Source organism: Acidiferrobacter thiooxydans, assembly GCF_003333315.1.
Classification (GTDB): Bacteria; Pseudomonadota; Gammaproteobacteria; order Acidiferrobacterales; family Acidiferrobacteraceae; genus Acidiferrobacter; species Acidiferrobacter thiooxydans.
Genome location: NZ_PSYR01000001.1, coordinates 483,972 through 510,195, shown reverse-complemented (window position 1 = coordinate 510,195; position 26,224 = coordinate 483,972). Strand labels below are relative to the sequence as shown.

Genomic DNA, 26,224 nt, shown 5'->3' with positions numbered 1-26,224 from the left:
CGTCCGCCTTGCGAAACGCTAGACCGGACGGACCCATCTCTGTCGCAGCCGGTGTGATCGCACCGCGGCGGCCGGGGCGCGCAGCTTATGGGGCCACACATCAGAGACCGTGAGGTCGCGCGTGCGCGCAAGGCTTACGATAGCCGTCCGCCGTGCGCGCGTCGCCGCGAAGGTTAAATCCGCCGTCGTGATTGGAGACGAGACTCCATTCGCCGACCGCACGCACATCGCCGGCAAACCTCTCGCGACGCCGCACCGTGAGCCGTTCGTAGGCCCGCCTCACCTCGCAGGGAGTGGCGCTGACGCGCATGATCGCCTCCAACGCCTCAAGGATTTCCGGTTGATGCCGGCATGGCATGGCCATCCCCCACACAGACGATGAAGTCCAGCACGGCGCGTCACATCGAGGGGCGGCGATTCGCCAAGCGGCGCCAGCAGCGGCTCACCGAAGTCAAGAATGATCGCGGACATCTTGGTGGCAGGCAATGGCGCGGGCGGTTTTTCGTGCGGGCCTTGGCTTTCCCCGAGACGGTCTCGGGTCATGGGCGCGCCGGCGGGTGCCCGAAAGGGCTCACCACGGGCCGTTGGGGCGCTAGCCACCCGCACCGCTCGTATCGGCCGCGCGGCCGTGCATCGCAACACGGCTTGCCACGACGGAAACGGGGCCTAGGCGCGCGCGCAGGCCCCGGGCATTATTGGCTGGGGGACGAGGATTCGAACCTCGGTTAACGGAGTCAGAGTCCGCTGTCCTACCACTAGACGATCCCCCAAAAGAGGGGCGCCTTAGCGCTTGGAGTACTGCGGCCGCTTACGGGCCTTGTGGAGACCGACCTTCTTGCGCTCGACCTCGCGCGCATCCCGCGTCAGGAAGCCCGCGCGCCGCAACGGCAGACGCAGCGTCTCATCGTAGGCGAGCAAGGCCCGCGCGATGCCATGCAGCACGGCGCCTGCCTGACCGCTCGGACCACCGCCACGGACGTTGACCTTGACATCGAAATGGTTCTGGGTCTCGGTCACCGCGAATGGCTGGCGCACGAGCGTCCGCGAGGTCTCGCGTCCGAAATACTCGTCGACCGGCCGATTGTTGACCAGAAACGCACCCTTCCCGCGACTCAAGTACACACGCGCATTGGCGGACTTGCGCCGCCCCGTCCCGTAATGCTTGGCTTCGGCCATGTCGGTTCCTTATCCCTTTCTCAGTTCGAGCGGCTTAGGCTGCTGCGCCGCATGCTTATGGTCGCCGCCCGCAAAGACCTTCAGTTTGCGCAACATCTGGCGGCCGAGCGGCCCCTTGGGCAACATCCCGCGCACCGCCGCCTCGATCACCTCTTCGGGCGCACGCGCCTTCATCTCGGTGAAGGTGTGGGTCTTGAGTCCGCTCTGATATCCCGAATAGCTGTGGTAGAGCTTGTTCTGGGCCTTACGGCCGGTCACCTGAACCTTTTCTGCGTTTACCACGACGATATAGTCGCCGGTATCCACATGCGGCGTGAACTCGGGCTTATGCTTGCCGCGCAGGCGGCGCGCAAGCTCGGTGGCAAGCCGGCCCAACACATGATCCGTGGCATCGACGACAAACCAGTCGCGCCTTACTGTCTCTGACTTAGCCGTGAAGGTCGTCATGGAAATCTGTTCCGAGGCGAAGAGTACGAAGCGCCGCATGGTACGGAGGAGCAGCCGCGCTGTCAACGCCTTCGCTGCGATAACAGTTGACCCCTGCGCGCATTGTGGTATATAGAGCGGAGAAAAAAAGAAGGCGTGGGGTAAACCACGCCTTGAACCACCACTAGGAGGATGGAGGAGCCGGTACGCGGTCGGGCTCATGGGCCTGATCCGCAGAAAGCATATAATAATTATCTAATATAACTTCTTTGCTGTCAAGGGTGCTTGCTGCCCAGAGTATCCTTGCTTCGTATGACCATAGAAGGAGGGGCTGGTTCCCGGTCCCTCCTTTTTTTAATCCCGGTCCAGGCGCAGGCGCTCGACGGGTCGTCCACCCACGATGTGCTGCTCCAGGATCTCGTCGATGTCCTCGCGGTCGACGTAGGTGTACCATATGCCTTCCGGGTAGACGACCAGGACCGGTCCCTCCTCGCAGCGATCCATGCACCCGGCCGTATTGATGCGCACCCCGCCTGGGCCGGCAAGTCCCAATGCCTTGATCCGCTGTTTGGCATAATCCCGCAAGGCGCGCGCATCCTGCTGCTGGCAACACCGCCGCCCGTCGGCGCGCTCGTTGGTGCAAAAAAAGACGTGTTGTCTATAGTACAAGAGGCCCCCATGCCGCTTTTTCATCGCCCAAAACCGAGTGACGACCCGTCACCCGCGGCTGCGGCCGCCATACGCGAGGCCAGCGACCGCTGTGTAGCCTGCGGCCTGTGCCTGCCGCACTGCCCTACTTATGGGGACAGTCTTAACGAAAACGAGTCCCCCCGCGGACGTATCAGCCTACTGCGCGCCGCCGCCGACGGCGTCTTGCCGGTCACGCCGGCCTTAACCACGCATATCGATCACTGTCTTGGCTGCCTGGCCTGCGAAAAGGCCTGTCCCAGCCGCGTCCCCTACGGGGCGCTCCTGAAAAACGGTCGCGCCTGGCTCACCGGAAAGAGTCCCTGGACCTGGCGCCGACAATGGCACCGGGCCCTGATTCAGGCCGTCGACCTTCCCGGGGCCGTGGCCACTGCCTATGGCGCGGCGCGTATCCTCGGGTCTCTGTCCTGGCCGCGAGCCGCGCCCATGGGCCTTCGCGAGGCCGTGCGTGGCCTGCCCGCACGGCCTCGCCCGGCTCTCGTCGACCGCAAAGAGGCGCGAGCCGCCGATGTCGCGCTTTTCCGGGGATGCACCGCCGACCTCGACCGTCCGGCGTTGAATGCCGCCATGCGCATCCTGCACGCCCTCGGTGTGCGTGTCCATGTGCCGTCCGCCCAAGGCTGTTGCGGGGCGCTCGCCGCTCATGCCGGGTTCGCTGATATTGCCAGCCGCCAGCGGCAACGCAATCGCCAGGCCTTCGCAGGCAGCGCCCCCGTGCTCGTGTCCGTAGCATCGGGCTGCGCCGCCGAGCTGCGCCATGACGACGCGTACCCAGGCGGCCAGTTCCCGGCGGTCTCCGATATCCATCGCTACCTGGTGGAACAAACCGACCTCGGGCGCCTGGCGTTGTCGCCGCTGCCGCAGACCATTGCCGTGCACGACCCCTGCTCGCTGCGCAACGCCCTTGGAGACACGCGCTTTGTCTATGACCTGCTGGCCCGCATCCCGGAGGCGCGCGTGATCGCACTGCCGGGCAACGAGGTCTGCTGTGGCGCCGCTGGCGATTACTTCCTGCGTGAACCGGCGCGGGCGCACGCGCTCGCCCGCCCCAAGGCCGCCGCCGCGCGCGCGCTAGGGGCCGATGTGGTAGTGTCCGCCAACATCGGCTGCGCCCTGCATCTCTCTGCGGCGCTCGCCCGTCAAGGGGTGAACGTTCCGGTCCAGCATCCGCTTTTGGTAGTGGCCCGGCAACTCCCACCACTCGGTGACCCGTGTTAGAGTGTCAGGCCATGAGAATGTTTAGCCGCCTCGACCGTATCATCGACCAGCTCGACCAGGGCCTGAAGTCCGTGCTCGTACCACCCCCGGCGGACCCCTACCCCGAGACCGTGCCACGGGAGCAGGAGGGGTCGTCGCGCGAGGAACGCGTGCTCGCGGGACGGCTCATGCGCGTCAACCATGCCGGCGAGATCGCCGCGCAGGCGCTCTATCAAGGCCACGCCTTGTGCGCCCGGGATGCGCACGCGTACGACACCCTGCGCGCGGCCGGTCGTGACGAGCTTCAGCACCTGCACTGGACGGCGGCCCGCATCAAGGAACTGAAGACGCACAAAAGCTATCTCACGCCCGTCTGGTATCTCGGGTCCTTCGCCATAGGGGCGACCACCGCCCTGCTCGGCGACAAGGTGAGTCTGGGCTTCGTCGCCGAGACCGAGCGGCAGGTCATCGCCCATCTGCAAGGCCATCTCGCCAAGCTCCCGGCCACCGACCAAAAGACCCGGGCGATCATAGAACATATGGCCGCCGATGAGGCGCGACACGCGGCCTCGGCCACGGAGGCCGGCGGACAGCCCCTGCCCTGGCCGGCGCGGCTCGCGATGCGGCTCGCGGCGCGCGTCATGACCAAGACCGCGTTCTGGATTTAGGGCGCCGCTCTATCCCGAGACCGGTTTCAGGGCCTGTGGCGGCAGAAAGATCAGTTGCACGAGCGTGCCCCCGGGATCCTGGCAATAGAGGCTGCGCGATCCATCCCGGTGCGTGCGCGGGGCGGCCGTGATGCGTACCCGGGCGGCGCGCAGCCGCTCGTGCCAGACATCCACGTCGCCCACACTCGCGACCGCGAACCCGATGTGATCGAGGGCGCCTCCCGGTTGCGGGGCGCCACGATGCAGGGCGAGATTATCGGAACCCGAGGAGAGATAGACATTGTCGGGGTCCGGCCGCCACACCACGGCAAGCCCCAGGACGCCGACATAGAATGCCTCGCAGGCCTCGAGGTCCGCGCACACGAGCGCGACATGGTTCAAGCGCACGGCGGCGACCTCCGGCGCGTCGTTATTCGACATCCACGATCTCGAATGAATGGCTGATCTCGGCGGTCTTGCCGAGCATGATCGACACCGAGCAATACTTTTCGGCCGACAGGCGGATCGCCCGCTCCACGGCCGCCTCCTTCAGCTCCCGGCCGCTCACCACAAAGTGCACATGCATGCGCGTAAACACCTTTGGGTCCTCCTGGGCGCGTTCGGCCTCGATCCGGGCGCTGCAGGCGCGCACGTCGGCGCGTCCTTTGCGCAGGATATGGACGACATCAAAGGAGGTGCAGCCGCCCATTCCCGCAAGTACAAGCTCCGTCGGCCGTGGCCCCAGATTGCGCCCCCCGTGGTCCGGCGGTCCGTCCATCGCGATCCGATGGCCGCTCTCGGTGGTGGCCGTAAACGCCGCCTCCCCATCCCATTCAACCACTGCTTTCATCGACCCGCTCCTCAAACAATTCTGCAAGCCGCGCGCCCGGATCCGCAGCCACCATGAACGCCTCGCCCACCAAAAAACCGCGTAATCCGGCGGCCTTGAGGCGCCTGACCTCATCACGCCCGAGGATCCCGCTCTCCGTTATGACAAAACGCCCAGGCGGCACACACTCTACTAGCTCCAGTGTCCGATCTATGGTCGTGACGAAGGTGCGTAGATCGCGGTTATTGATACCGAGCAACCCGCCGGGCAACGCCAGGGCGCGCTCGAGTTCGTTGGCGTCATGGACCTCGATCAGGGCGTCCAGGCCATAGGCCTGGGAGGCCGCATACAACTCCTCGAGCCCCTCCGGAGACAAGGCCGCCACGATCAACAGCACGCAGTCTGCGCCCATGGCCCGCGATTCAGCAATCTGGTAGCCGTCCACCATGAAATCCTTGCGCAACACCGGTAGCGCGCAGGCCGCACGCGCGTGCGCGAGGTCGTCGGCGTGGGCCCCGAAATAGCCGGCGTCGGTCAGGACCGAAAGCGCCGCGGCACCGGCCCGTTCATAGGCGCGCGCCACGGCCGCCGGATCCAGATCCGAGCGCAGCATGCCGCGACTGGGTGAGGCGCGCTTCATCTCCGCGATCACCGCCGGCCGCCCACGCTCCACGGCCCGCGCCAGCGACGCCGCAAATCCTCGTGGCGGCGCGCCGCCGGCGATGCGCGCCTCGAGATCGGCAAGCCCAATGCGCGCACGCTTACGCGCCACCTCGGCACGCTTGTCCGCGAGGATGCGCGCCAACACCCCGTTCACGCGAGCCCCCGCGTAAAGGCCACGAATTCGTCGAGCTTGGCGGCCGGCCGCCCATCCCGCAACAAGGCCTGCGCATGCGCCACGCCGGTGCGGATATCCGCAACCAATCCCGCCACATACAACGCGGCACCGGCGTTCAGGGCGACCGCCACGGCCGCCGGCCCCTGGTCGCGGCCCGAGAGCACCTGCCGTAGCACATCGAGACTGCTGTCCGCCGAGTCCACCTTGAGGGCATCGAGCCCCCCGGCCGGCAGCCCAAAATCGGCGGGTGCGAGCCGATAACGGCTGAGCACCCCGTTTTTCATCTCACACACCTCGGTGGCCGCCGCCGGACTGATCTCGTCTAGACCGTCATCGGAGTGCACCACCAAGGCATGATGGCCGCCAAGGGCGGCAAGCGCATAGGCAAACGGCTCCAGGAGGTCGCTTGAGAACACCCCGACGAGCTGGCGCGCGGCATGCGCCGGATTGGTAAGGGGCCCCAGCATATTGAAGAGGGTGCGTATGCCAAGCTCGCGACGCGGGCCGGCGGCATGACGCATCGCCTCGTGGTGGCGCGGGGCAAAGAGAAAGCCGACACCGACCTGATCGATGCACTGGGCCACCTGCGCGGGGGTCAGGGTGAGGACGGCGCCCGCGGCCTCGAGCACATCGGCGCTACCGGATCGGCTCGACACGGATCGATTGCCATGCTTGGCCACCTTGGCCCCCGCGCACGCGCACACGAGCGCCGTGGCCGTCGAGATATTGAATGTCGACGCCCCGTCGCCCCCGGTCCCGCAGGTATCGATCAGGCGATCGGGATCGGCGACCGTCACCGGAGTAGACAGATCGCGCAGCACCTCGGCCACGGCCACGATCTCCTCGACCGTCTCGCCCTTCACGCGCAAGCCCATGAGCAAAGCGCCGATCTGCGCCGGTGTTCCCGCCCCCCCCATGACCACCGCCAAGGCCTCCTTCATGTCGACGGCACGGAGATCTTCCCCGGCGGCGAGCCGCGCAATGGCGTTCGTCAGGGCGCTCACGGGCGTGCGCCGCGCAGAAAGTTCTCGAGCAAGGCATGGCCATGCTCGCTCAGGATCGACTCCGGGTGGAACTGCACACCCTCTACCGGCCACCATTTGTGACGCAGCCCCATGATCTCGCCGTCATCCTGACTCACGGCCGTGATCTCCAGACATTCCGGCAGATCATCCTTGGCCACCACGAGCGAGTGGTAGCGGGTCGCCGTGAACGGGTCGGGGAGGCCCCGAAAGACGCCCGTCCCTCCATGAGATATGAGCGAGGTCTTGCCGTGCATCACGCGCCCCGCACGTACCACCCGCCCGCCGAAGGCCTGCCCTATGCTCTGATGCCCCAAACACACGCCGAGCACCGGTATGTGCTCGCCGAAGCGCATGATGAGATCCAGCGATATCCCGGCCTCGTTCGGCGTGCACGGGCCCGGGGAGATGACGATGCGCTCGGGTGCCAGACGCTCGATCTCATCGAGCGAGATCTGGTCATTGCGCGCCACATGCACCTCCTGGCCCAATTCGCCCAGATACTGCACGAGGTTGTAGGTAAACGAGTCGTAGTTATCGATCATGAGGATCATCGGTCACCTGCCTTGGGCGCTGCTGTCCCCTCATAAGTCTTGTCACCCGACCCGAAACCCGATGCCGCAAGCCCCGCGGCCTTGATCATGGCCCGTGCCTTATTCATGGTCTCTTCCCACTCACGCTCCGGAATCGAGTCCGCCACGATCCCGGCACCGACTTGCAGGAACAGCCGGCCGTTGCGCACCACCGCAGTACGAATGGCGATGGCCATGTCCATATTGCCGTTCCAACCGATGTAGCCGACGGCGCCGGCATACAGCCCGCGTCGGACCGGCTCCAGCTCGTCTATGATCTCCATGGCGCGCACCTTGGGGGCACCGGTCAAGGTCCCTGCTGGGAACGTCGCGCGCAGGACATCGAAGGCATCGAGACCCGGGCGCAGGCGTCCGGTGACATGCGACACGAGATGCATGACATGCGAATAGCGTTCTATGGTCATGCAATCAGTCACCGCCACGCTCCCGGTTTCGGCCACGCGCCCGACGTCGTTGCGTCCGAGATCGACGAGCATGACATGTTCGGCCCTCTCCTTCGGGTCTGCCAGGAGCTCGGCGGCCAACGCCGCGTCCTTCTCCCCGTCCTGGCTGCGTGGACGAGTGCCCGCGATGGGTCGCACCACCACCTCGCGGCCTTCGAGCTTGGCCAGGATCTCGGGTGACGATCCGACGACATGAAATTCACCGAGATCGAACAGGTACATGTAGGGCGAGGGGTTGATGCGGCGCAGCGCCCGATAGAGATCGAGCGGGGTGAAGGCCGCCGGCGCAGACAGCCTTTGCGACAGCGCCACCTGCATGATATCGCCGGCGGCGATATAGGCGCGCGAGCGCTCCACCGCCGCCTCGAAACCTGCCTGCGTGAACCCCGAAACAAAATCCTCCTCGCGCACGGCACGCTTCGACCCGGGAAGAAACATCGGGGTCGCTATCGGCTCGCGCAAGGCCCCCTCGAGCTCATCGAGGCGCCGCTCGGCGCGCAGCCGGCCGGCCTCGCCCTCGGCGATATCGGCATGCACGACCAGGGATAGGGTACCGCGCAGATTGTCGAAAACAACCACATCCTCGCTCACCAGGAACAAGGCGTCGGGACCGCCGGTCTCGTCGGGCTTTGCGTTTTCGCCCAAGGTCGGCTCGATGTGGCGGACCGTTTCGTATCCAAAATACCCGACCAGCCCCCCGTGAAACTTTGGGAGCGCGGCATCCGGCAATACCTCGAAACGCGCCTTGAAGGCCCGTACCGTGGCCAGGATGTCGTCCGTCTGCCCGCGCTCGATGATCGCCCCGTCGCGCTCGATTGTCACCTCGCGCCCGAACATACGCAGGCAGATCCGCGCGGGCAGGCCGATCAGCGAGTATCGACCCCATTTCTCGCCCCCCTGCACGGACTCAAGCAAATAGGAATACCGACCCTGCGCGAGCTTCAGGTAGCAACTCAACGGGGTATCAAGGTCGGCGGGCACCTCGCGAATGACGGGGGCGAATCGGCCGCCCACGGCATCAAATGTCAAACAACGCTTTTCTGGCATGATAGAGATTCCTCAAGGGGTACGGGATGGTCATCGTTCCCTTAAGGCGCCATCGACGGCCGAGGTCTGTCATGGCAGGGCCTGCGCGCACAAGAAGCGCCCCTCGAAGCGAAGGAAATTCCGGATACCGTCGAACGTCGGGGTCATAGCCGCGGCGCCAAGCGCCACGAGGTCGGCACCGTGATGATAACCGTAGGTAACCGCCAGTGCCGGCATGCCGGCGGCCTTCGCCGCGCGCATGTCGTTTCCGGAATCCCCTACCAGCACCGCCCCGTCACGGATGACACCCAGACGCTCACAGGCCGTCACCAGCGGCAAGGGGTCGGGCTTTGCGCGTGCGAGTTCGTCCCCACAGAGCACGACATCGAAATAGCCCGCGATACCCAAGGCCCCCAACAAGGGCCTTGCGAAACGCCCGGCCTTGTTGGTCACGCAGGCCATGCGAAACCCGTCGGCGCGCAGATCCGCCAGGGTCTGCGCAACACCCGGATACAGGCGGCTGCGATCGGCGACGTGGGTCTCGTAGTAGGCGTCATAGAGGGCCTGCGCCCGCGCAAACAGCGCCGCGTCCGGTTCGCCGAAGCGCTCGCCCGTCAAGGCCCTCTTAATGAGCCGCGGCACCCCGTCGCCGATCCACCCGCTCACGGTCGCCTCATCACACACCGGACGCCCGAGGCTTGTCAGCATGTGGTTGGCGGCATCAGCGAGATCCGGGGCGGTATCGACCAAGGTACCATCCAGATCGAACAAGAGCGCCGCCAGCGGGAATACCGTCATGCCTTCGCGAGCTCCTCACGCATCTTTTGAATGGTGGCCCGGTAGTCGGGTGTACCAAAGATCGCGGAGCCGGCCACAAAGGTGTCGGCACCCGCGGCCGCGATCTCGCGTATGTTGTCGATCTTCACGCCACCGTCTATCTCGAGGCGTATCGGGCGTCCGCTAGCATCGATGCGCGCGCGCACCGCACGCAGCTTGTCAAGCGCGGAACGGATGAAACTTTGGCCTCCAAAACCGGGATTGACCGACATGATCAGGATCATGTCGACCTTGTCCATGACATAATCCAGATAGCCAAGGGGGGTCGCGGGGTTGAATACGAGACCACAGCGACAGCCGCTATCCTTGATAAGACTCAAAGACCGGTCGACGTGCTCGCTCGCCTCCGGATGGAAGGTGATGTAGGTCGCCCCGGCCTTCGCGAAATCCGGGATGAGGCGATCGACGGGCTTGACCATGAGATGTACATCGATGTCGGCCTTGACCCCGTTCTTGCGCAGGGCCTCGCAGACCAGTGGGCCGATCGTCAGGTTGGGCACATAATGGTTGTCCATGACATCGAAGTGGACGATATCGGCGCCCGCCGCCAACACGGAATGGACCTCCTCGCCGAGACGGGCGAAGTCGGCGGAAAGAATCGAAGGTGCAATCTTGAAGTCGCGCATGCATGGCCCCAGAGCTAAAGTCGGCAATGTACCCGATAGCGCGCCGATTTGCAGCACCCGTGCCAGGCCCTCGACGGGGGCGCGAGGCTGCTCTATGGTTCTGGGAGGGGGTATTTCCCGGCGCGCCATGCGGGCCGTAACCCATGGGCGCCGGATCGGACGAGCCGCGGGATCGGGGGGTGGTGATGCGCCCAGCCGGTGACGCGCGATCCCCGGGCCGCGCACAGTGCCCGGCCGTCCACAACGAGAGCCCGGACGCGGCGTCTTGCCAGGCGCCCCGGGCCTCCAAGGCAGAGGTCAAGCCATGACAGAAGTCCCACAATCCTGCGTACTCCTCATATTTGGAGCCACCGGCGATCTCGCCCGGCGCAAACTCGTGCCGGCGCTCTTTCGGCTCCACGCCAAAGGCCTGCTCCCCAAGGGCTTCGCGATCCTGGGCGCGAGCCGCAGGCCTTTGTCGCACGAGCAGTTCCGTGCGCTCATGCGCGAGGCCTGTACGATGTTTTGCGCAAGCCCCCCGGATGATCAACAGTGGCAGGGCTTTGCCGAACGCCTTTATTACGAGGCCGGACATTTCACCGACCAGACCCTGTTCCAGCGGCTGAACATGTCCCTACGCGAGATCGATCACCGCCACGACACGCAAGGAAACCGGATCTTCTATCTCGCAACCTTGCCGAGCAGCTATCCGCTGCTCGTCCGCCAGCTTCAGGGGGCGGAGATGATCAACAAGGTCGACGACTGCCCGTTTACGCGCCTCGTGGTCGAAAAACCCTTCGGTCGCGACCTCGACAGCGCGATAGCCCTGAACGATGAGATCGCCAGCGTGTTCCGCGAGGATCAGGTCTACCGGATCGACCACTATCTCGGTAAGGAGACCGTCCAGAACATCCTGGTGTTCCGGTTTGCGAACGCCATATTCGAGCCCCTGTGGAATCGCGTCCACATCGATCACGTCCAGATCACGGCCGCGGAGACCTTGGGCATCGAGGGCCGCGGGAGTTACTACGAAGAGACCGGCGTTTTGCGCGACATGGTGCAAAACCATCTCCTGCAGGTCTTGAGCCTGGTGGCGATGGAACCCCCCCTGTCATTCAATGCCGATGCTGTGCGCGACAAAAAGACCGAGGTGTTCCGTGCCCTCCGGCGTTTCGCCGGTCGCGAGGATGTGGCCGCCGCCACCGCACGGGGGCAGTACGGAGCGAGCGCGGATGGGGCCCTGAAGGCCTATCGGGCCGAGCCCGGCGTCGATCCCCAATCGTCGGTCCCGACCTATGTGGCGCTGCGGGTATTCGTCGACAACTGGCGCTGGCAGGGTGTGCCCTTCTATATCCGCACCGGCAAGGGCCTACGCCACTCCTCGACGGAGGTCGTGATCCAGTTCCGCCAGATCCCGTTTTGCCTCTTCGGGCAGGATCAGGTGTGCTCGCGCATAGAGCCTAACCGGCTGGTACTGCGCATTCAGCCCCATGAGGGCATCAGCCTGGGCTTTGCCATCAAGGCCCCTCGCAACGAGACTCAGGTCGACCACGCCCGCATGCGTTTTGCCTATGGCAATTATTACGATGGCGAGATGCCGCTCGCCTATGAGCGGCTGCTGACCGACGCCATGCGCGGCTATGCCGCCCTGTTCGCGCGCCGCGACTCCGTCGAAGAGGCATGGCGCTTCGTGACCCCGATCCTTGAGGCCTGGGCGCAAGACCCGCCCCCCGACTTCCCCAACTATGCGGCCGGCAGTGACGGACCCGAAGTGGCCGATGCGCTCATACGCGCCGACGGCCGCTCATGGCACCCCCTCGACCCCCCGGTGCCATCCTCATGATCTTTACCATCGCCGACGACGATCAGGACCTGGCACGGGCCCTGGCCGATCGCCTCACAGTCGAGATCCAGGCCGCCTGGGCGCACGCCCGGCCGTTACGCATCGCCCTGGCCGGTGGGTCCACCCCGCGCCGCCTGTATGAGGAACTGGGCGGTCGTGCCGACACCCTCCCCTGGCAGGGACTCGAGATTTTCTTCAGCGATGAACGCGCGGTCGGTCCGGAGGACCCGGCCAGCAACTATCGCCTCGCCCATCTCCCGTGGCTCTCAAAGGCCCCGCCCGGCGCGCTCATCCATCGTATCCCCGGCGAGCTTGGGGCGCAGGCAGCGGCGGATGCGTACGATGACCTGCTAAGACGCGCGGCGGCGGGTGGACGGGCCCTCGACATCGTGCTGTTGGGTGTCGGGCCGGACGGCCATATCGCCTCGCTGTTTCCCGGGGCCATAGGCGCCACTACCCGTATCGCCGAGGCGGTGCCGGCGACCGCGGATCGCGTCGCCCGTATCACCCTGACCCTGCCGGCCTTGGCGGCGGCGCGCCGGCGCATCGTCCTGGCGCAGGGGGCCGCCAAGGCCCGCGCCTTGCGCGCGAGCCTGGTACCCGGGGCGCAGACCCCGCTGGCGCGCCTCATGGCAGAGGCCCCCGTCGAGTTTTGGCTGGATCGCGCCGCCGGGCAGGCGCTGTGCGTGGATAGCGCCCCTTAGAAGCGATGCCGCCCGTCGTTTAAGCCCACGCGCACGCGAAACACCGTCGGACGGCGGGGCATGCTCTTTGTAAACGGCGGGTAACTGCGATCTCGTACCGCCGCCAGGGCCGCCCGATCGATCGCGCCAATGCCGCTCGATCGCATGATACGCACCCACAAGAGGCGACCGGCAGGGGTCAATTCGAAGGCCACCACGGCCTTGCCGGACAATCGCAACGCCGCCACACGCGGCGGCACGACAAGACCCTGCTGGATACGCGTGCGCAGCATCACCGCGTAGCGATCGACGGCCTGGGCCACGACCGCCGGGGAAGGCGGCGGTGGCGGTGGCGGCGTGGGCGGACGCGGTACGACCTTGGGCCTCGGCGGCGGCACCTTTTTCACGGGTGTCGGCAACGGCACCGGGCGATGGTGCACGATCGGCCGGGGCTTGGGCGGCACGGGCTGAGGCTTCGGCCGGACCACAGGATGCGGCGGAGGCGGCTTGGGTCGGACGTGCGGCTTAGGCGGCTTGGGCAAGGTGACGAAGTGCACGGCCATGGGCTTACGGCGCAGCCCCACGGTCTTGGGCTTGGCATGCCCCATGGCCAGGAGGCTGGCGCATAAAAGCCCCTCCAGAACCACCGCCAGCAGGGTCGCCCGCAGGAAGGAAAACCGCTTCTCGGGCATGGGCGAGGCGATAGGCAGCGATGAGGCGCTCATGAGACCATTCCCGTCCGTATCAACGCTGATGCGCGGCGATGCCGATGCTGGCCACGCCGGCCTTGCGCGCCGCACTCATGACCGCCACGAAATCCTGAAAGGGCACGTTCTTGGCGGCCGCGATCGTGACATCCGCGCGTCGCCCACCCACGCGTTGCGACAAGAGGCGCGTCAAGGCGGCACGCGCAACCACATGGCCCTGGACATGCACCTTGCCATTGGCGGTCAGGCTGATCAGGATCTGCGGCCTGGGAAGTACCTTGGCGGTACTGGCCTGCGGCAGCGCGAGCCCGAGGCCGTGATCGGGTATCATGCGCAGGGTCAGGATCATGAAAAAGACCAGCAGGAAAAACATCACGTCGATCATAGGGATCAACTCGATGCGGCCCTTCTTGGTCTCGAAATACCGCATCTTCATGAGGATTTCGCCATACGTGCGCGCGCCGTGCCGTGGTCGACTGCAGGCTCACCATCAGAGGCGATATTGACCGGGGCGCCGTCCATGCGATTCAAGAGCATGGTCTTTACGATGTCGAGCTGATGCAAGACTACGCGCACCTTGTTATTGAGGCCATTGAAGGCCAACAGACCGGTCATGGCCACGAATAGCCCCGAGGCGGTGGCCACCAGAGCATCGGCGATGCCGCCGGTCACGGCCGTAGGGGCATGCCCGGGCGCCGACAGCACGGAGAACGCATGGAACATGCCTACGATCGTCCCGAAAAGCCCCAAAAGCGGTGCCAGGGTCACGATGGTATCGAGGATCCACAAACGCTTGTCGAGGGCCGGGGCCAGGCGCAGGGTGGCCTCATCGAGCCGGTTGGCGAGCTGCTCGCTGCTCGTGACCCCCATGTGGCGGGCCGCCACATCGAGCAGGATGGCCTCTGGAAGGTTAGGGGCCGTGGCCGCCAGCGCCGACAGCTGCGCGCGTGTCGCCTCCTTTTGGGCACCGAGCCGTTCGACGAGACTGTTGCCCTCGAGCAGCGTACGCCGCAGATACCACGAGCGATCAATGATGACCGCCAGCGCGATCGTGAGAATCACGACCATGAGATAGAGTACGCCATCCGAATAGTTCGCGAGATGGATCAAATACTGAAGAGTCATCGCCAATCCTCCGTAAAGGCGACACGATGACGTCCTTATATGACCTGCGTTTGGCGTGTAGATGACAGTTCGATGACACGGACCGGGTGTGGCGGCCAGCATGCCGGGAGAGATATGCGGCCGCGGCGATTGACAGCCGGGGTCGACTTGCGTATGAGGGGGAGGATTTTATGCGAGGTGGTGCCTTTATGTCTTATCTGATCGCGATCCATGGGTTGCTCGCCATGCTATGGGTGGGGGGGATGTTCTTTGCGTACATGATCCTGCGGCCCGCCGCCCAACCGCTGGAGGCGGCCCATAGACTGCCCCTGTGGGCGCGGACGTTCGGCCGCTTCTTCCCTTGGGTGTGGGCCGCGGTCGTCCTCTTGCCGGCAAGCGGCTACTATCTGGCCATCGCCCGCTTTGGGGGCATGGCCGCCCTACCTCCCTATGTCAATATCATGCAGGCACTCGGCGTCATCATGATCCTGCTGTACCTCCATCTCTTTTTCGCCCCCTACCGGCGCCTGCGACAGGGGGTTGGGAGCGGCGACCTCGTAAAGGCCGGACATGCCCTCACGCAGATCCGTCGATTGGTGGCAATCAACATGGGGCTCGGCCTTATCACCATATTCGTGGCCCTCGTCGGCGCCAACTGAAACGCGCCCCGACTCCGTTAGACCTAAAGACCCATCCAGGAAGCCCGTCCATGCCGCGTCCGCCATCCGCGCCCCCTCAGGTCGGCTTTGTAAGCCTTGGCTGCCCCAAGGCCCTGGTCGACTCGGAGCAGATACTGACGCGACTGCGTAGCGAGGGCTACCACACCGCCGCCTCCTACGACGATGCCGATCTCGTCATCGTCAATACCTGCGGATTCATTGAGGCCGCCGTCACGGAATCCCTTGACGCCATAGGCGAGGCGATGGCCGACAATGGGCGCGTGATCGTCACGGGGTGTCTGGGCGTCAAGGCCGACCTCATCCGCGCGCGCTATCCCAAGGTCCTGGCCGTCACCGGACCGCATGACGAGCCGGCGGTCATGGCCGCCGTGCATGCCCATCTACCGAAGCCTCACGACCCATTCGTTGACCTCGTACCCCCACAAGGCATCAAACTGACACCGCGCCACTATGCCTACCTGAAGATATCGGAAGGCTGCCACCATAACTGCCGGTTTTGCATCATCCCGTCATTGCGCGGTACCCTCGTCAGTCGCCCATTGGGCGATATCGTGGCCGAGGCCGAACGCTTGGTGGAGGCCGGCGTCAAGGAACTGCTGATCGTCTCGCAAGACACCAGCGCCTATGGTGTCGATCAGAAACATCGCGTGGGGTTTGCCGGCGGTCGGCCGGTCAAGATGTCGTTCCCGGGGCTCGTCCACGAGCTCGCAAGGCTCGGGGTATGGGTGCGGCTCCACTATGTCTACCCCTATAAAAGCGTAGAGGAGATCCTTCCGCTTCTCGATATCGACGGCGTACTGCCCTACCTTGATGTCCCGTTCCAGCATGCGCACCCCCGCGTGCTGACCGCCATGCGCCGGCCGGCGGGGCGCGCGCACCCGAGCGCCTGCGTCAAGGCATGGCGCGCGGCGCGACCCGACCTGGTCTTGCGAAGCACGGTCATCGTCGGCTTCCCCGGCGAGACTGAGGCCGAGTTTGAGACCTTGCTCGCATTCATCGAAGACGCCGGGATCGATCGTCTCGGGGCATTCGCCTATTCCGCGGTAGAAGGGGCAGCGGCCAATGCCCTGCCGAACCCCGTTCCGGAGGACATCAAGCACGCGCGCCTCGAACGGCTCATGGCCCACCAGGCGGCCTTGAGCGCGGAACGCCTGAAGACGCGCATCGGCCAAACCTGTCGCGTGTTGATCGATGAACGGACCGAGGACGGCCTGATCGGCCGCAGCTATGCCGAGGCCCCCGAGATCGACGGCGTAATCCGCGTGACCGCAGGCGACGCCCCGCCTGGGGATTTCGTGGACTGCCGCATCGTCGCGACCGGCACTCACGATCTCACCGCCATCATGGCCCCGACCTTTGACACGCGGACCACTGGCTCGGTTTAAGATCTCCCCTAGCCCTTCATGGGCCGACGCGCCATCATCGGCCATATGACAGGAGACGGCCCCATGGCATCATCCATCGCCGAGGCCTGCCGACCCTGGCCGGCACCCCCGCTGCGACCCGGGCACAGTCAGGAAATGGGCACAGACCGCCCTCGGAGGGGCCCTCCGAAACCCCCGGCAGCACCGGGGCCTGGCCCTCGATCCGTGTGCACAGGCCATGGTCCGTGTGCACAGGTCATGGGCCGCCGAGGCCTTAACACGAAGGGCCTCAGTGGCGCGATGGGTCAGGAGGACGATGTCAGCGCGTCGCGCACCGCCTCGAGCTTGGCGCGCACCTCCCACCCAAGCTCGGTCACGCGCGCGTTGTTGACGATCGCCAACACCGACACCGGGTCCATGAACGACACCTTCGTGGTCCCCTCCTTGGCGGTCTCGCTCACGACCACATTGCAAGGCAGCAATAAACCGATGTCGGGTTCCGCGGAGATCGCCTTGTCCGCGAGCACGGGATTACACGCCCCAAGAATATTGTAACGCGGCATATCGCGGCCGAGCTTGGCCTTCATGGTGGCACTGACATCGATCTCGGTCAGGACCCCGAAGCCCTGCCCCTTGAGCGCCTCGACTACGCGCCCACGTACCGCCTCGAAATCCCCCGCCACCTCGACATCGAACCCGTAGGCCACCTGCCCGTTTTCTATCATGAATATCACCTCCTGTAGTCACATTTCCTGATAAGCCGGCGCTACACGCCACGGCGCGGGCTCGGGCCCTCGCGTCTCGTCAAGGGCGTGACCGCCGGCGACCGCCAGCGAAGGCGGTTGCCATACTGTTCCAATCGCAAATCGAGCTTGTTGGCAAGCAGCTGCGGGGCATGACCCATCAAAAGACTCGCATGAAAATGATAAAGACGGACTTGGCATGGCACCGGTTCGTGCAGACCACGCCCGCCAACCTGAAAATTCACCCACGCCATGAGCGGGATTTCATTGACAAGCGAGCACGCCACCCACAGCCGACGCTCCACGCGGATGATCATGCGCAGCGCTCCGATCTCGACATTCAGGGGCTCGCCGAGGCGCGCCAACGCCAGCGATATGCGGTTGTAGCAGGCCGCGTCGATCGTCTTGGGCAGGATTCGGATCGGAACGCGGGTGCGGGGATCAAAGGTCACGACATCTCCCCATCCGACTCATATGGCCCGAGTATGCCACGAAAAGGTGACGCATTGACAGGGCCGCGGCGCCCCGGCGGGATCACGTCGGCCGCATAAGAAAAAAGCCCCGCGGGCCAAGGACCCGTGGGGCTTTGTCGCGCTATGCCATCTCTTAGTTGACGCGCGGGTTCAGTTCACCTTTGGCATAGCGCTTGGTCATGTCCTCAAGGTCGATGACCCGGATCTTGGATGCCTTCCCGGCAGAACCGAAGGCCTCATAGCGTGCCTTACAGATATCCTTGCCGGCCTGCACCGAGTCCTTCAGGAACTTCCGCGGATCGAAATTCTTGGGGTTTTTCGCGAGGCTGCGACGGATGGCGCCGGTGATCGCAAGCCGCAAGTCGGTGTCGATGTTGACCTTGCGCACGCCGTGCTTGATTCCCTCCTGAATCTCCTCCACCGGCACGCCGTAGGTCTCGCCGATATCCCCGCCGAACTCGTGGATGATCTTCAGCCAATCCTGGGGCACGGACGAGGAGCCGTGCATGACAAGATGCGTGTCGGGGATGCGCTTGTGAATCTCCTTGATGCGCTCGATCGCCAGAATGTCGCCGGTCGGCGGCCGCGAGAACTTGTACGCCCCGTGACTCGTACCGATAGCGATGGCAAGCGCGTCTACCTTGGTCTTCTTCACGAAATCCGCCGCCTGCTCGGGATCCGTAAGCAGCTGGTCATGCGACAGCTTGCCCTCGGCACCCGAACCATCTTCCTCGCCCGCCATGCCGGACTCGAGTGAACCGAGACAGCCAAGCTCTCCTTCCACCGACACGCCGACCGCGTGCGCCATGTCCACCACGCGGCTTGTGACATCGACGTTATACTCATAGGTCGACGGCGTCTTCATGTCTTCCTTAAGGGAACCATCCATCATCACCGAGCTAAAGCCCGAGCGTATCGAGCGCTGGCATACCGCCGGGCTTGCACCGTGGTCCTGATGCATCACGATCGGGATATGCGGGTACTGCTCGATGGCCGCCAGGATGAGGTGGCGCAGAAACGGCTCGCCGGCGTAGCTGCGCGCCCCGGCAGACGCCTGCACGATGACCGGGCTGTCGACCTCGTGCGCGGCCTGCATGATCGACTGTATTTGCTCCATGTTGTTTACATTGAAGGCGGGCACGCCGTAGCCGTGCTCGGCGGCATGATCCAGTAGTTGGCGCAGAGATACCAGGGACATTGTCTTCTCCTTAAGATTCCTAGTGAAACGAATTCAGCTGATGGCCGCGAAGTCGCCGGCACGCACGATCTTCATGGTATTCGTGCCACCGGGCTTGGCCAACGGCTCCCCGATGCTGAGGATGACGAGATCGCCGTCCCGGACAGCGCCCCGTCGCCGCAATTCGTCGATGGCTTCCGTCATGATACGCTCGGGATCTGTGGAGGTCAGGGAAAACCCCACGGGATAAACGCCACGATAGAGAGCCACCTTTCTACGGGTTTCCACATGCGGCGTCAAGGCATAGATCGGTACCGCCGAGCTGATACGCGACATCCAAAGCGGCGTGGATCCCGATTCCGTCAGGGACGCTATGGCGCGCACCGGAAGATGGTTGGCGCTGTACATCACCGCCATCGCAATGGCCTCGTCGACACGCTCGAAATGATTGGACATGCGGTGCATGGAAAATACCGCCTCGTCCTCCTTCTCGGCCTCGCGGCAAACCCGGTCCATGGCCGCGACCGCCGCCACCGGGTGCTTGCCGGTGGCCGTCTCGGCCGACAACATGACGGCATCGGTCCCGTCCAGAACGGCATTCGCTACGTCCGACACCTCGGCGCGCGTCGGGATCGCATTCTCGATCATCGACTCCATCATCTGCGTCGCCGTGATCACAACCCTATTCATCTTGCGCGCCAGTCGAATGATGCGCTTTTGAACGGGTGGCAGTGCCGCATCCCCGATCTCCACGCCCAGATCGCCACGCGCAAGCATGATGGCATCGGACACGCGGATGATCTCCTCGATCGCCTCCACGGCCTCAGCACGCTCGATCTTCGCAACGATTCCACCGGTGCCGCCGGCGGCACGCAGCAACGTACGCGCCTCCTCGATATCCTTGGCGTTGCGCGGAAAGGAAATGGCCACGTAGTCGGCCTGAATCTGCGCCGCCGATTTGATGTCTTCCCGATCCTTGTCGGTCAGGGCATGCGCGGACAGACCGCCGCCCTGACGATTCACGCCCTTATTGTCGGATAGCTCGCCGCCGACTACCACGCGGCATACGATCTCGGCGCCACTCACCTCGTCGACCCACAGTACGATGCGACCGTCGTCCAGCAACAGCGTGGCGCCGCGCGCGACATCATTGGGAAGCGCCTTATACGTCAATCCCACGCGCGTCTCATCGCCGGCATCGAGCGGCAATTCGGCGTCGATGACGAACCGCTGACCCTCCTCGAGCCGTACCCGCTTGCCCTTGAAGCGCCCGATGCGGATCTTCGGGCCCTGCATGTCGGCGATCACGCCGATCTGCCGCCCATGGGCCTGCGCGCGATCCCGCACGAACTCGGCGCGCTGCCTGTGAACCTCGGCCAGGTCATGGGAGAAATTGAGACGCACGACATCCACGCCGGCCTCGATCAATTTGTCGAGGACCTTGGGATCATCCGTGGCGGGACCAAGGGTTGCCACGATCTTCGTTCGCCGCTGCATGACTTACGACGTAGCGACGGCATCAGCCATCGCTACCCTGCAATACTTGCCCATAATCTCCCTTATTCCACTCCCCTGCCTGCCATCACCGGTGGCGCGCCCGGGCCGCTGCCTCAAGCAGCGCCCCGCTCTTCCAGCATGGCCACCGCCGGAAGCGTCCGACCCTCGAGAAACTCAAGAAAGGCGCCGCCACCGGTCGATATGTAGCTGATCTTGTCTGCCACGCCATATTTGGCGACCGCCGCAAGGGTATCCCCGCCACCGGCGATCGAAAACGCGTCACTCTCCGCTATCGCCTGCGCCAACGCCCGCGTACCGTCGCCGAACTGATCGAACTCAAAGACCCCGACCGGCCCGTTCCAGACGATGGTGCCGGCCTTGCGCAGGATATCGGCGAACAGACCCACGGTCTTGGGTCCGACATCAAAGATCATGTCATCGGGCCCGACCTGCGAGGCATCCTTCAATGTGGCCTTGGCATCGGGCGCGAACTCCTTGCCGCACACAACATCCACCGGGATCGGAATGGACGCGCCACGCCCATTGGTCTCTTGTATCAGCCGCTTGGCCGTATCGACCAGATCCGGCTCCGAGAGCGACTTCCCGATCGGAAGGCCGGCGGCCGCCATGAAGGTATTGGCGATGCCCCCGCCTACAATCAGCTGATCCACGCGCTTGGCGAGGCTTTCCAGGACCACGAGCTTGGTCGAGACCTTGGAACCCCCGACGATCGCGACCATCGGCCGCTTGGGGCTATGCAAGGCCCGCCCGAGGGCATCGAGCTCGGCGGCGAGCAAAGGGCCCGCGCATGCGATGGGCGCGTACTTCGCGACGCCATGGGTCGAGGCCTGGGCGCGATGCGCCGTGCCGAAGGCGTCCATCACGAACACGTCACACAACGCCGCCATCTTGCGCGCCAGTTCGTCGTTGTTTTTCTTTTCGCCCTTGTTGAAGCGGACGTTTTCGCACAACACCACGTCCCCGTCCTTCAATCCCGGCACCCCGTCCAGCCAGTTCGCGACCAGGCGCACCGGCCTACCGAGCAGACTACTGAGATGCTCGGCCACGGGCGCGAGCGAGTATTTGGCGTCCGCCACCCCCTCCTCGGGACGGCCGAGGTGCGACATGAGCATGACCCGACCGCCCTTGCCGCTTGCCTCGGTGATCGTCGGAAGGCTCGCGCGGATACGCGTGTCATCGGCCACCTTGCCGTCTGCGAGCGGGACGTTCAAATCCTCACGGATCAAGACCCGCTTGCCGGCGAGATCGAGATCGGCCATCTTGCGTATCGTCATATCGGTCTCCCGAGGCCTGTTAACGCGCCTTCATCAGGGCTACGGTGGTGTCCAGCATACGGTTCGAGAAACCCCACTCATTGTCGTACCAGGCAAGGACTTTGACGAGAGTCCCCTCCATGACCTTCGTCAGGCTCGACTCATAGGTGGACGAGGCCGGGTCGTGATTGAAATCTACCGACACGAGCGGTTTGTCGTTATAGTTCAGGATCCCCTTCAGCTCGCCGTCTGCCGCAGCCCTCATGATCGCGTGGATCTCGTCTTTGGTCGTGCTGCGCGCGGCGGTAAACGTAAGATCCACAAGCGAGACATTGATCGTCGGTACGCGCACCGCAAAGCCGTCGAGTTTGCCGTTCAGATCCGGCAACACGAGACCCACGGCCGCGGCGGCCCCGGTCTTGGTGGGGATCATCGACTGCGTCGCCGAGCGCGCACGACGCAGGTCGCTGTGATAGACGTCAGTCAGGACCTGATCGTTAGTATAGGAGTGCACGGTGGTCATGAGACCGTGCTTGATGCCGATCTTGTCGTGCAGGGGCTTTACGAGCGGCGCCAGGCAGTTGGTGGTGCACGACGCATTCGAGATCACGGTGTCGGAGGCCTTGAGCGTGCCGTGGTTCACGCCATACACGATGGTGGCGTCCACATCCTTTCCGCCAGGCGCCGAGATAATGACCTTCTTCGCGCCCGCCTTCAAATGCGCGGAGGCCTTCTCCTTGGTGGTAAAAAAGCCCGTGCACTCGTGAACGACATCGATCCCGAGATCCTTCCAGGGGAGCTGCGACGGGTCACGGTTCGACAGGACGCGGATCTTGTCGCCGTTGACGATCATGGCGTCGCCATCGACCGAAACTGTGCCCTTGAAACGGCCATGGACGGTGTCGTACTGCGTAAGGTGCGCGTTGGTCTCGGCATTCCCGAGGTCGTTGATCGCGACGATCTCGATCTCCTTGTTCCGCCCCGACTCATAAAGGGCACGCAAGACGTTGCGTCCGATGCGCCCGTAGCCGTTGATCGCGACTCTGATTGCCATACCACCATCTCCCATTGAATTGAGTATCCGGAAAGCAGGCCGGGGGGCGGCTCCAGGCTCGCCCGTCACCCGGCCTTGCACATTATTTCAGCAGAGACAAGACGGTCTCGGTGACACGCGCCGCGGTGAAGCCGAAATGCTCGAACAGTGCCTCCGCCGGCGCGGATTCCCCGAAGCGGTCGATACCCACGACCGCGCCTTGAAGCCCCACATACTTGCGCCAAAAACTCGTGATACCGGCCTCGACCGCAACCCGTCTGGTCACGGCCTTCGGCAAAACCGATTCGCGGTAGGCCTCATCTTGCGCGTCGAACAGTCCGGTATTGGGCATGGACACGAGCCGCACCCGCCGCCCCGCCTCCGTGAGCTTCTTGTAGGCCTCCATGGCGATTCCGACCTCGGAACCGGTGGCGATGATAAGGGCCTCCGGGGCGCCCCCCTGGGCCTCGGCCAGGATATAGCCTCCCCGAGTGATCTGCTTTAGGGTCTCGGCCGAACGCGCCTGATGGGTGAGTTTCTGCCGCGAGAACACAAGACAGCTCGGGCCATCGACGCGGTACAAGGCCTCCTTCCAGGCCACCGCCGACTCGACGGCATCGGACGGACGCCAGACCGACATATTCGGGATCATGCGCAACGTGGCCAATTGCTCGATCGGCTGATGCGTCGGGCCATCCTCACCAAGACCGATGGAATCGTGAGTGTAGACGAAGACCACGCGCTGTTTCATGAGCGCGGCCATGCGCAAGGCATTGCGCGCGTATTCCGAAAACATCAGGAAGGTGGCGCCATAGGGCACGAAACCCTTATGGAGCGCGATGCCGTTCATAATGGCCGACATGCCGAATTCGCGCACGCCGTAATAAATGTAGTTGCCGCCGGGATTCTCCGCTGACACCCCGCGACAACCCGCCCACAGGGTGAGATTCGAGCCTGCGAGATCCGCCGACCCGCCCATGAGTTCGGGCAATTTCGGCCCCAGGGCATTCAAAGTATTCTGGGAGGCGTTGCGCGAGGCGATACTCGCGGCCTTGGCATTGGTTTCGGCGATATAGGCGTCCGCATGCGCGCCGAAGTCCTTGGGCAGATCGCCTTGCATGCGCCGTAGGAATTCCGCGGCGAGTTCCGGGTGCGCGGCACGATAGGCGTCGAAGCGCTTGCGCCAATCGGCCTCGGCCTTGTCACCGCGGACCTTGGCACTCCACCCCTGATAGATGGCATCCGGGATCTCGAAGGGCCCATACTTCCAGCCCAAGCGCTCGCGGGTGGCCGCGACCTCCTTCTCGCCAAGGGCCGCCCCGTGGCTCTCCTCCTTGCCCTCCTTGTTCGGCGACCCGAAGCCGATCACCGTCTGACAGCAGATGAGCGAGGGCTTGTCGGTGACCTTGCGGGCCGCCTCGATCGCTGCCTTCACCGCCTGCGCGTCATGGCCGTCGACGCGCGGCACGACGTGCCATCCGTAGGCCTCGAAACGCTTGGGGGTATCATCGGTAAACCAGCCGTGCACCTCACCGTCGATGGAGATGCCGTTGTCATCATAAAAGCCGATCAGCTTGCCAAGGCCCAGATGTCCGGCAAGCGAACAGGCCTCGTGGGAGATACCCTCCATCAGACATCCATCGCCCATAAATACGTATGTGTGATGGTTGACGATCTCATGCCCAGGCTTATTGAACTCGGCCGCGAGCGCACGCTCGGCGATCGCCATGCCCACGGCATTGGCGAGCCCCTGACCGAGGGGGCCGGTCGTGGTCTCGACGCCCGGCGTGTAGCCATACTCCGGATGCCCGGGGGTCATGGACCCCATCTGGCGGAAACGCTTCAGCTCCTCCAGGGGAAGGGCATAGCCTGTAAGGTGCAGCAGGCTGTAGAGCAACATGGACCCGTGGCCATTCGACAACACGAAGCGATCACGATCGGCCCACGCCGGATTGGCCGGGTTGTGCTTCAGATAATCGTTCCAGAGGACCTCGGCGATATCCGCCATGCCCATAGGCGCGCCCGGGTGGCCGGAATTGGCCTTTTGCACGGCATCCATGCTGAGCGCGCGCACGGCATTGGCGAGTTCACGGCGGCGGGGGTCGACCTGACCCGTCGCTTTCGAGCGGCTTTCGGGCTTCACAGACATGATTAATCCTCAAAAAGAACAGTAATCCTTACTGGTAATGGCCGGATGCGGCCTTCAGCAGGTGGTAGGCGACCAAGAGCTGTGTCAGCGCGAGCGGGTGCGACCGTAGCTTCTCCCCGGTCGTGCCCGTGATGTCGCCGATACTCTCGTGCCGCAGATGATGATGTTCACCCGGAATATGACGCCACAACAGGTCCTCCAGACGCTTGGCCTTCTCGTCTGAGATGTTGCCGTCGATCTCGAGCCGATCCACCGGCAGCCCCATATCGCGGTCGAGGTCCATGTGGATACCATTACCGCCCTGCTCCAGGACATCGGAAAGATCGGGGTGGGGCAAGGTGGGACGCAAAACCAGGGAGGCGTTCAGATGGCTTCCCGTCTCCTTCTTGTCGGTCTCGGGGGCCAGAAACAGATGACCATGTCCGCCCACTTCCGCTGCGGCCGGATGAACGCCTCGGAATCCGGCTCGCGCAGCTTCATCTCCTTGGCCACAGCCTCGGCCGTGTGCCCGCGCTTTTGAGTGTCGCGCCGCATCTTCCACTGAAAGCGAAGATCTTCGGGCGGGGCCAGATAGAGCTTGACATCATACGCGTCGCGCATGGCCTTGGTCGAGAACCCGAGCAGACCCTCGACGATGATGAAGTCCTTGGCCTCGACATAGGACGGCGGGTCGAAATCGCCCGTGGCATGGTTATAATGCGGCTTCAGGATGGCCTTGCCATCCTTGAGCAGGTTCAGGTGCTGCTCGATGATGTCCATATAGTTGCAGTCGGGATGCAGGGCCGTCAGCCCCTTCTCGGCGCGCTGTGCGCGGTTATACTTGTGGTAATCATCGGTGCAGATGATCGTGCACCGGTCCTGTCCGATAACCTTTGCAATGCCGCTCGTAATAGTCGTCTTTCCGGCCGCCGAATCACCGACGATCCCCAGCAGGATCGGTCTCTTTTGCATCTCACTGCTCCTCGATCAGGCCAGGCGGCTTGACAGATCCTGCCTTACCGCCCCGCCCCACCCATGAATGAATGTGCTTTTTAGTCGCGCTACCCGAGCATTCCGCCCACCAACAATAAAAATCCCCTTGGCGGTCCAATCTCCCACCAAAGGGACGCGATTTGCCGCCCGGGCCGGTCCAACGAACCCAACCGCGGTC

28 protein-coding genes, 1 tRNA gene and 1 pseudogene are annotated in these 26,224 nt (G+C 64.2%); 6 read left to right on the top strand and 24 right to left on the bottom strand.

Annotated elements, in window-relative coordinates:
- Positions 1-100: 100 nt before the first annotated feature.
- The 5 genes from C4900_RS02580 to C4900_RS02555 all read right to left on the bottom strand — a co-directional run bounded on the left by C4900_RS02580 (position 101) and on the right by C4900_RS02555 (position 2,295).
- Positions 101-358, bottom strand: coding sequence for a hypothetical protein (locus tag C4900_RS02580; protein ID WP_141689366.1), 258 nt, complete (start codon positions 356-358; stop codon positions 101-103).
- 338 nt (positions 359-696) lie between these two features.
- Positions 697-770 (bottom strand) — tRNA-Gln (locus C4900_RS02570).
- A gap of 13 nt (positions 771-783) precedes the next feature.
- Entirely contained in the window at positions 784-1,176 is a 393-nt protein-coding gene (gene rpsI / locus C4900_RS02565) for a 30S ribosomal protein S9 (protein ID WP_065971702.1), read from the bottom strand.
- Positions 1,177-1,185: 9 nt separating this feature from the next.
- Positions 1,186-1,623, bottom strand: a complete 438-nt coding sequence (rplM, locus tag C4900_RS02560) for a 50S ribosomal protein L13 (protein ID WP_065971721.1) — start codon at positions 1,621-1,623, stop codon at positions 1,186-1,188.
- A 333-nt stretch (positions 1,624-1,956) separates the two neighbouring features.
- Positions 1,957-2,295: a (2Fe-2S) ferredoxin domain-containing protein gene (locus tag C4900_RS02555; RefSeq protein ID WP_065971701.1), complete on the bottom strand. Its 339-nt coding sequence runs from the start codon at positions 2,293-2,295 to the stop codon at positions 1,957-1,959.
- Here C4900_RS02555 and C4900_RS02550 point away from each other — a divergent pair.
- Positions 2,281-3,528, top strand: a complete 1,248-nt coding sequence (locus tag C4900_RS02550) for a (Fe-S)-binding protein (protein WP_114282267.1) — start codon at positions 2,281-2,283, stop codon at positions 3,526-3,528. The two genes, C4900_RS02555 and C4900_RS02550, sit on opposite strands and share 15 nt — an antisense overlap.
- 11 nt (positions 3,529-3,539) lie before the next feature.
- A complete protein-coding gene (gene coq7 / locus C4900_RS02545; RefSeq protein ID WP_065971700.1) occupies positions 3,540-4,175 on the top strand; it encodes a 2-polyprenyl-3-methyl-6-methoxy-1,4-benzoquinone monooxygenase in 636 nt (211 codons plus the stop codon).
- Positions 4,176-4,184: 9 nt separating this feature from the next.
- Here the strand turns inward: coq7 and C4900_RS02540 are convergent, their stop codons facing one another.
- The 8 genes from C4900_RS02540 to rpe form a co-directional block, all read right to left on the bottom strand.
- On the bottom strand, positions 4,185-4,595 hold the full coding sequence (locus tag C4900_RS02540; RefSeq protein WP_065971699.1) for a VOC family protein: 411 nt from the start codon (positions 4,593-4,595) through the stop codon (positions 4,185-4,187).
- Positions 4,585-5,004 (bottom strand): OsmC family protein, encoded by a 420-nt coding sequence (locus tag C4900_RS02535; RefSeq protein WP_065971698.1) that lies wholly within the window; start codon positions 5,002-5,004, stop codon positions 4,585-4,587. The genes C4900_RS02540 and C4900_RS02535 overlap by 11 nt, the downstream gene beginning before the upstream one ends.
- Positions 4,988-5,800 (bottom strand): indole-3-glycerol phosphate synthase TrpC, encoded by an 813-nt coding sequence (gene trpC, locus C4900_RS02530; RefSeq protein WP_083996157.1) that lies wholly within the window; start codon positions 5,798-5,800, stop codon positions 4,988-4,990. Before trpC ends, C4900_RS02535 begins: the two co-directional genes overlap by 17 nt.
- Positions 5,797-6,825, bottom strand: a complete 1,029-nt coding sequence (trpD, locus tag C4900_RS02525; protein ID WP_211306728.1) for an anthranilate phosphoribosyltransferase — start codon at positions 6,823-6,825, stop codon at positions 5,797-5,799. The genes trpC and trpD overlap by 4 nt, the downstream gene beginning before the upstream one ends.
- Entirely contained in the window at positions 6,822-7,397 is a 576-nt protein-coding gene (locus C4900_RS02520; protein WP_065971696.1) for an anthranilate synthase component II, read from the bottom strand. The genes trpD and C4900_RS02520 overlap by 4 nt, the downstream gene beginning before the upstream one ends.
- Positions 7,394-8,926, bottom strand: coding sequence for an anthranilate synthase component I (trpE, locus tag C4900_RS02515; RefSeq protein ID WP_114282264.1), 1,533 nt, complete (start codon positions 8,924-8,926; stop codon positions 7,394-7,396). Before trpE ends, C4900_RS02520 begins: the two co-directional genes overlap by 4 nt.
- Positions 8,927-8,995: 69 nt before the next feature.
- Positions 8,996-9,703 (bottom strand): phosphoglycolate phosphatase, encoded by a 708-nt coding sequence (locus tag C4900_RS02510; protein WP_065971694.1) that lies wholly within the window; start codon positions 9,701-9,703, stop codon positions 8,996-8,998.
- Positions 9,700-10,368 carry a ribulose-phosphate 3-epimerase gene (gene rpe / locus C4900_RS02505; RefSeq protein WP_065971693.1) on the bottom strand — a complete coding sequence of 223 codons (669 nt, stop codon included), beginning with the start codon at positions 10,366-10,368 and terminating at the stop codon, positions 9,700-9,702. Before rpe ends, C4900_RS02510 begins: the two co-directional genes overlap by 4 nt.
- A gap of 304 nt (positions 10,369-10,672) precedes the next feature.
- On the opposite strand from rpe, the gene zwf reads away from it, so the two are divergent.
- The gene (gene zwf / locus C4900_RS02500) at positions 10,673-12,190 is read left to right on the top strand and encodes a glucose-6-phosphate dehydrogenase (protein WP_065971692.1); all 1,518 of its coding nucleotides are present in this window, start codon (positions 10,673-10,675) and stop codon (positions 12,188-12,190) included.
- A complete protein-coding gene (pgl, locus tag C4900_RS02495) occupies positions 12,187-12,894 on the top strand; it encodes a 6-phosphogluconolactonase (RefSeq protein WP_065971691.1) in 708 nt (235 codons plus the stop codon). Before zwf ends, pgl begins: the two co-directional genes overlap by 4 nt.
- Here the strand turns inward: pgl and C4900_RS02490 are convergent.
- From C4900_RS02490 to C4900_RS02480, 3 genes are read right to left on the bottom strand one after another with little or no spacing between them, the layout of a single operon-like run.
- Positions 12,891-13,598, bottom strand: a complete 708-nt coding sequence (locus tag C4900_RS02490; protein ID WP_065971690.1) for an energy transducer TonB — start codon at positions 13,596-13,598, stop codon at positions 12,891-12,893. The genes pgl and C4900_RS02490 overlap by 4 nt on opposite strands.
- 19 nt (positions 13,599-13,617) lie before the next feature.
- Positions 13,618-14,016: an ExbD/TolR family protein gene (locus C4900_RS02485; protein WP_065971689.1), complete on the bottom strand. Its 399-nt coding sequence runs from the start codon at positions 14,014-14,016 to the stop codon at positions 13,618-13,620.
- Positions 14,013-14,705: a MotA/TolQ/ExbB proton channel family protein gene (locus C4900_RS02480; protein ID WP_065971688.1), complete on the bottom strand. Its 693-nt coding sequence runs from the start codon at positions 14,703-14,705 to the stop codon at positions 14,013-14,015. Before C4900_RS02480 ends, C4900_RS02485 begins: the two co-directional genes overlap by 4 nt.
- A gap of 188 nt (positions 14,706-14,893) precedes the next feature.
- On the opposite strand from C4900_RS02480, the gene C4900_RS02475 reads away from it, so the two are divergent.
- Together C4900_RS02475 and rimO are read left to right on the top strand one after the other, a co-directional pair.
- Entirely contained in the window at positions 14,894-15,343 is a 450-nt protein-coding gene (locus tag C4900_RS02475) for a CopD family protein (RefSeq protein ID WP_065971687.1), read from the top strand.
- Between the two features lie 50 nt (positions 15,344-15,393).
- Positions 15,394-16,749 carry a 30S ribosomal protein S12 methylthiotransferase RimO gene (gene rimO / locus C4900_RS02470; RefSeq protein WP_065971686.1) on the top strand — a complete coding sequence of 452 codons (1,356 nt, stop codon included), beginning with the start codon at positions 15,394-15,396 and terminating at the stop codon, positions 16,747-16,749.
- A 284-nt stretch (positions 16,750-17,033) separates the two neighbouring features.
- Here the strand turns inward: rimO and C4900_RS02465 are convergent, their stop codons facing one another.
- From C4900_RS02465 to C4900_RS17100, 8 genes and pseudogenes are all read right to left on the bottom strand, one after another.
- Positions 17,034-17,453: a DUF302 domain-containing protein gene (locus C4900_RS02465; RefSeq protein ID WP_065971718.1), complete on the bottom strand. Its 420-nt coding sequence runs from the start codon at positions 17,451-17,453 to the stop codon at positions 17,034-17,036.
- A gap of 41 nt (positions 17,454-17,494) precedes the next feature.
- Complete coding sequence (locus tag C4900_RS02460) at positions 17,495-17,923, bottom strand: hypothetical protein (RefSeq protein WP_114282263.1); 429 nt, start codon at positions 17,921-17,923, stop codon at positions 17,495-17,497.
- 154 nt (positions 17,924-18,077) lie between these two features.
- Positions 18,078-19,142 (bottom strand): class II fructose-bisphosphate aldolase, encoded by a 1,065-nt coding sequence (gene fba, locus C4900_RS02455; protein ID WP_065971684.1) that lies wholly within the window; start codon positions 19,140-19,142, stop codon positions 18,078-18,080.
- A 33-nt stretch (positions 19,143-19,175) separates the two neighbouring features.
- Positions 19,176-20,618, bottom strand: coding sequence for a pyruvate kinase (gene pyk / locus C4900_RS02450; RefSeq protein ID WP_114282262.1), 1,443 nt, complete (start codon positions 20,616-20,618; stop codon positions 19,176-19,178).
- Positions 20,619-20,731: 113 nt separating this feature from the next.
- Positions 20,732-21,913 (bottom strand): phosphoglycerate kinase, encoded by a 1,182-nt coding sequence (locus C4900_RS02445; protein ID WP_065971682.1) that lies wholly within the window; start codon positions 21,911-21,913, stop codon positions 20,732-20,734.
- Between the two features lie 19 nt (positions 21,914-21,932).
- Positions 21,933-22,946, bottom strand: coding sequence for a type I glyceraldehyde-3-phosphate dehydrogenase (gene gap / locus C4900_RS02440; protein ID WP_065971681.1), 1,014 nt, complete (start codon positions 22,944-22,946; stop codon positions 21,933-21,935).
- Positions 22,947-23,028: 82 nt separating this feature from the next.
- Positions 23,029-25,074: a transketolase gene (tkt, locus tag C4900_RS02435; RefSeq protein ID WP_065971680.1), complete on the bottom strand. Its 2,046-nt coding sequence runs from the start codon at positions 25,072-25,074 to the stop codon at positions 23,029-23,031.
- 28 nt (positions 25,075-25,102) lie between these two features.
- A pseudogene (locus tag C4900_RS17100) lies at positions 25,103-26,025 on the bottom strand (phosphoribulokinase).
- Between the last annotated feature and the right edge of the window lie 199 nt (positions 26,026-26,224).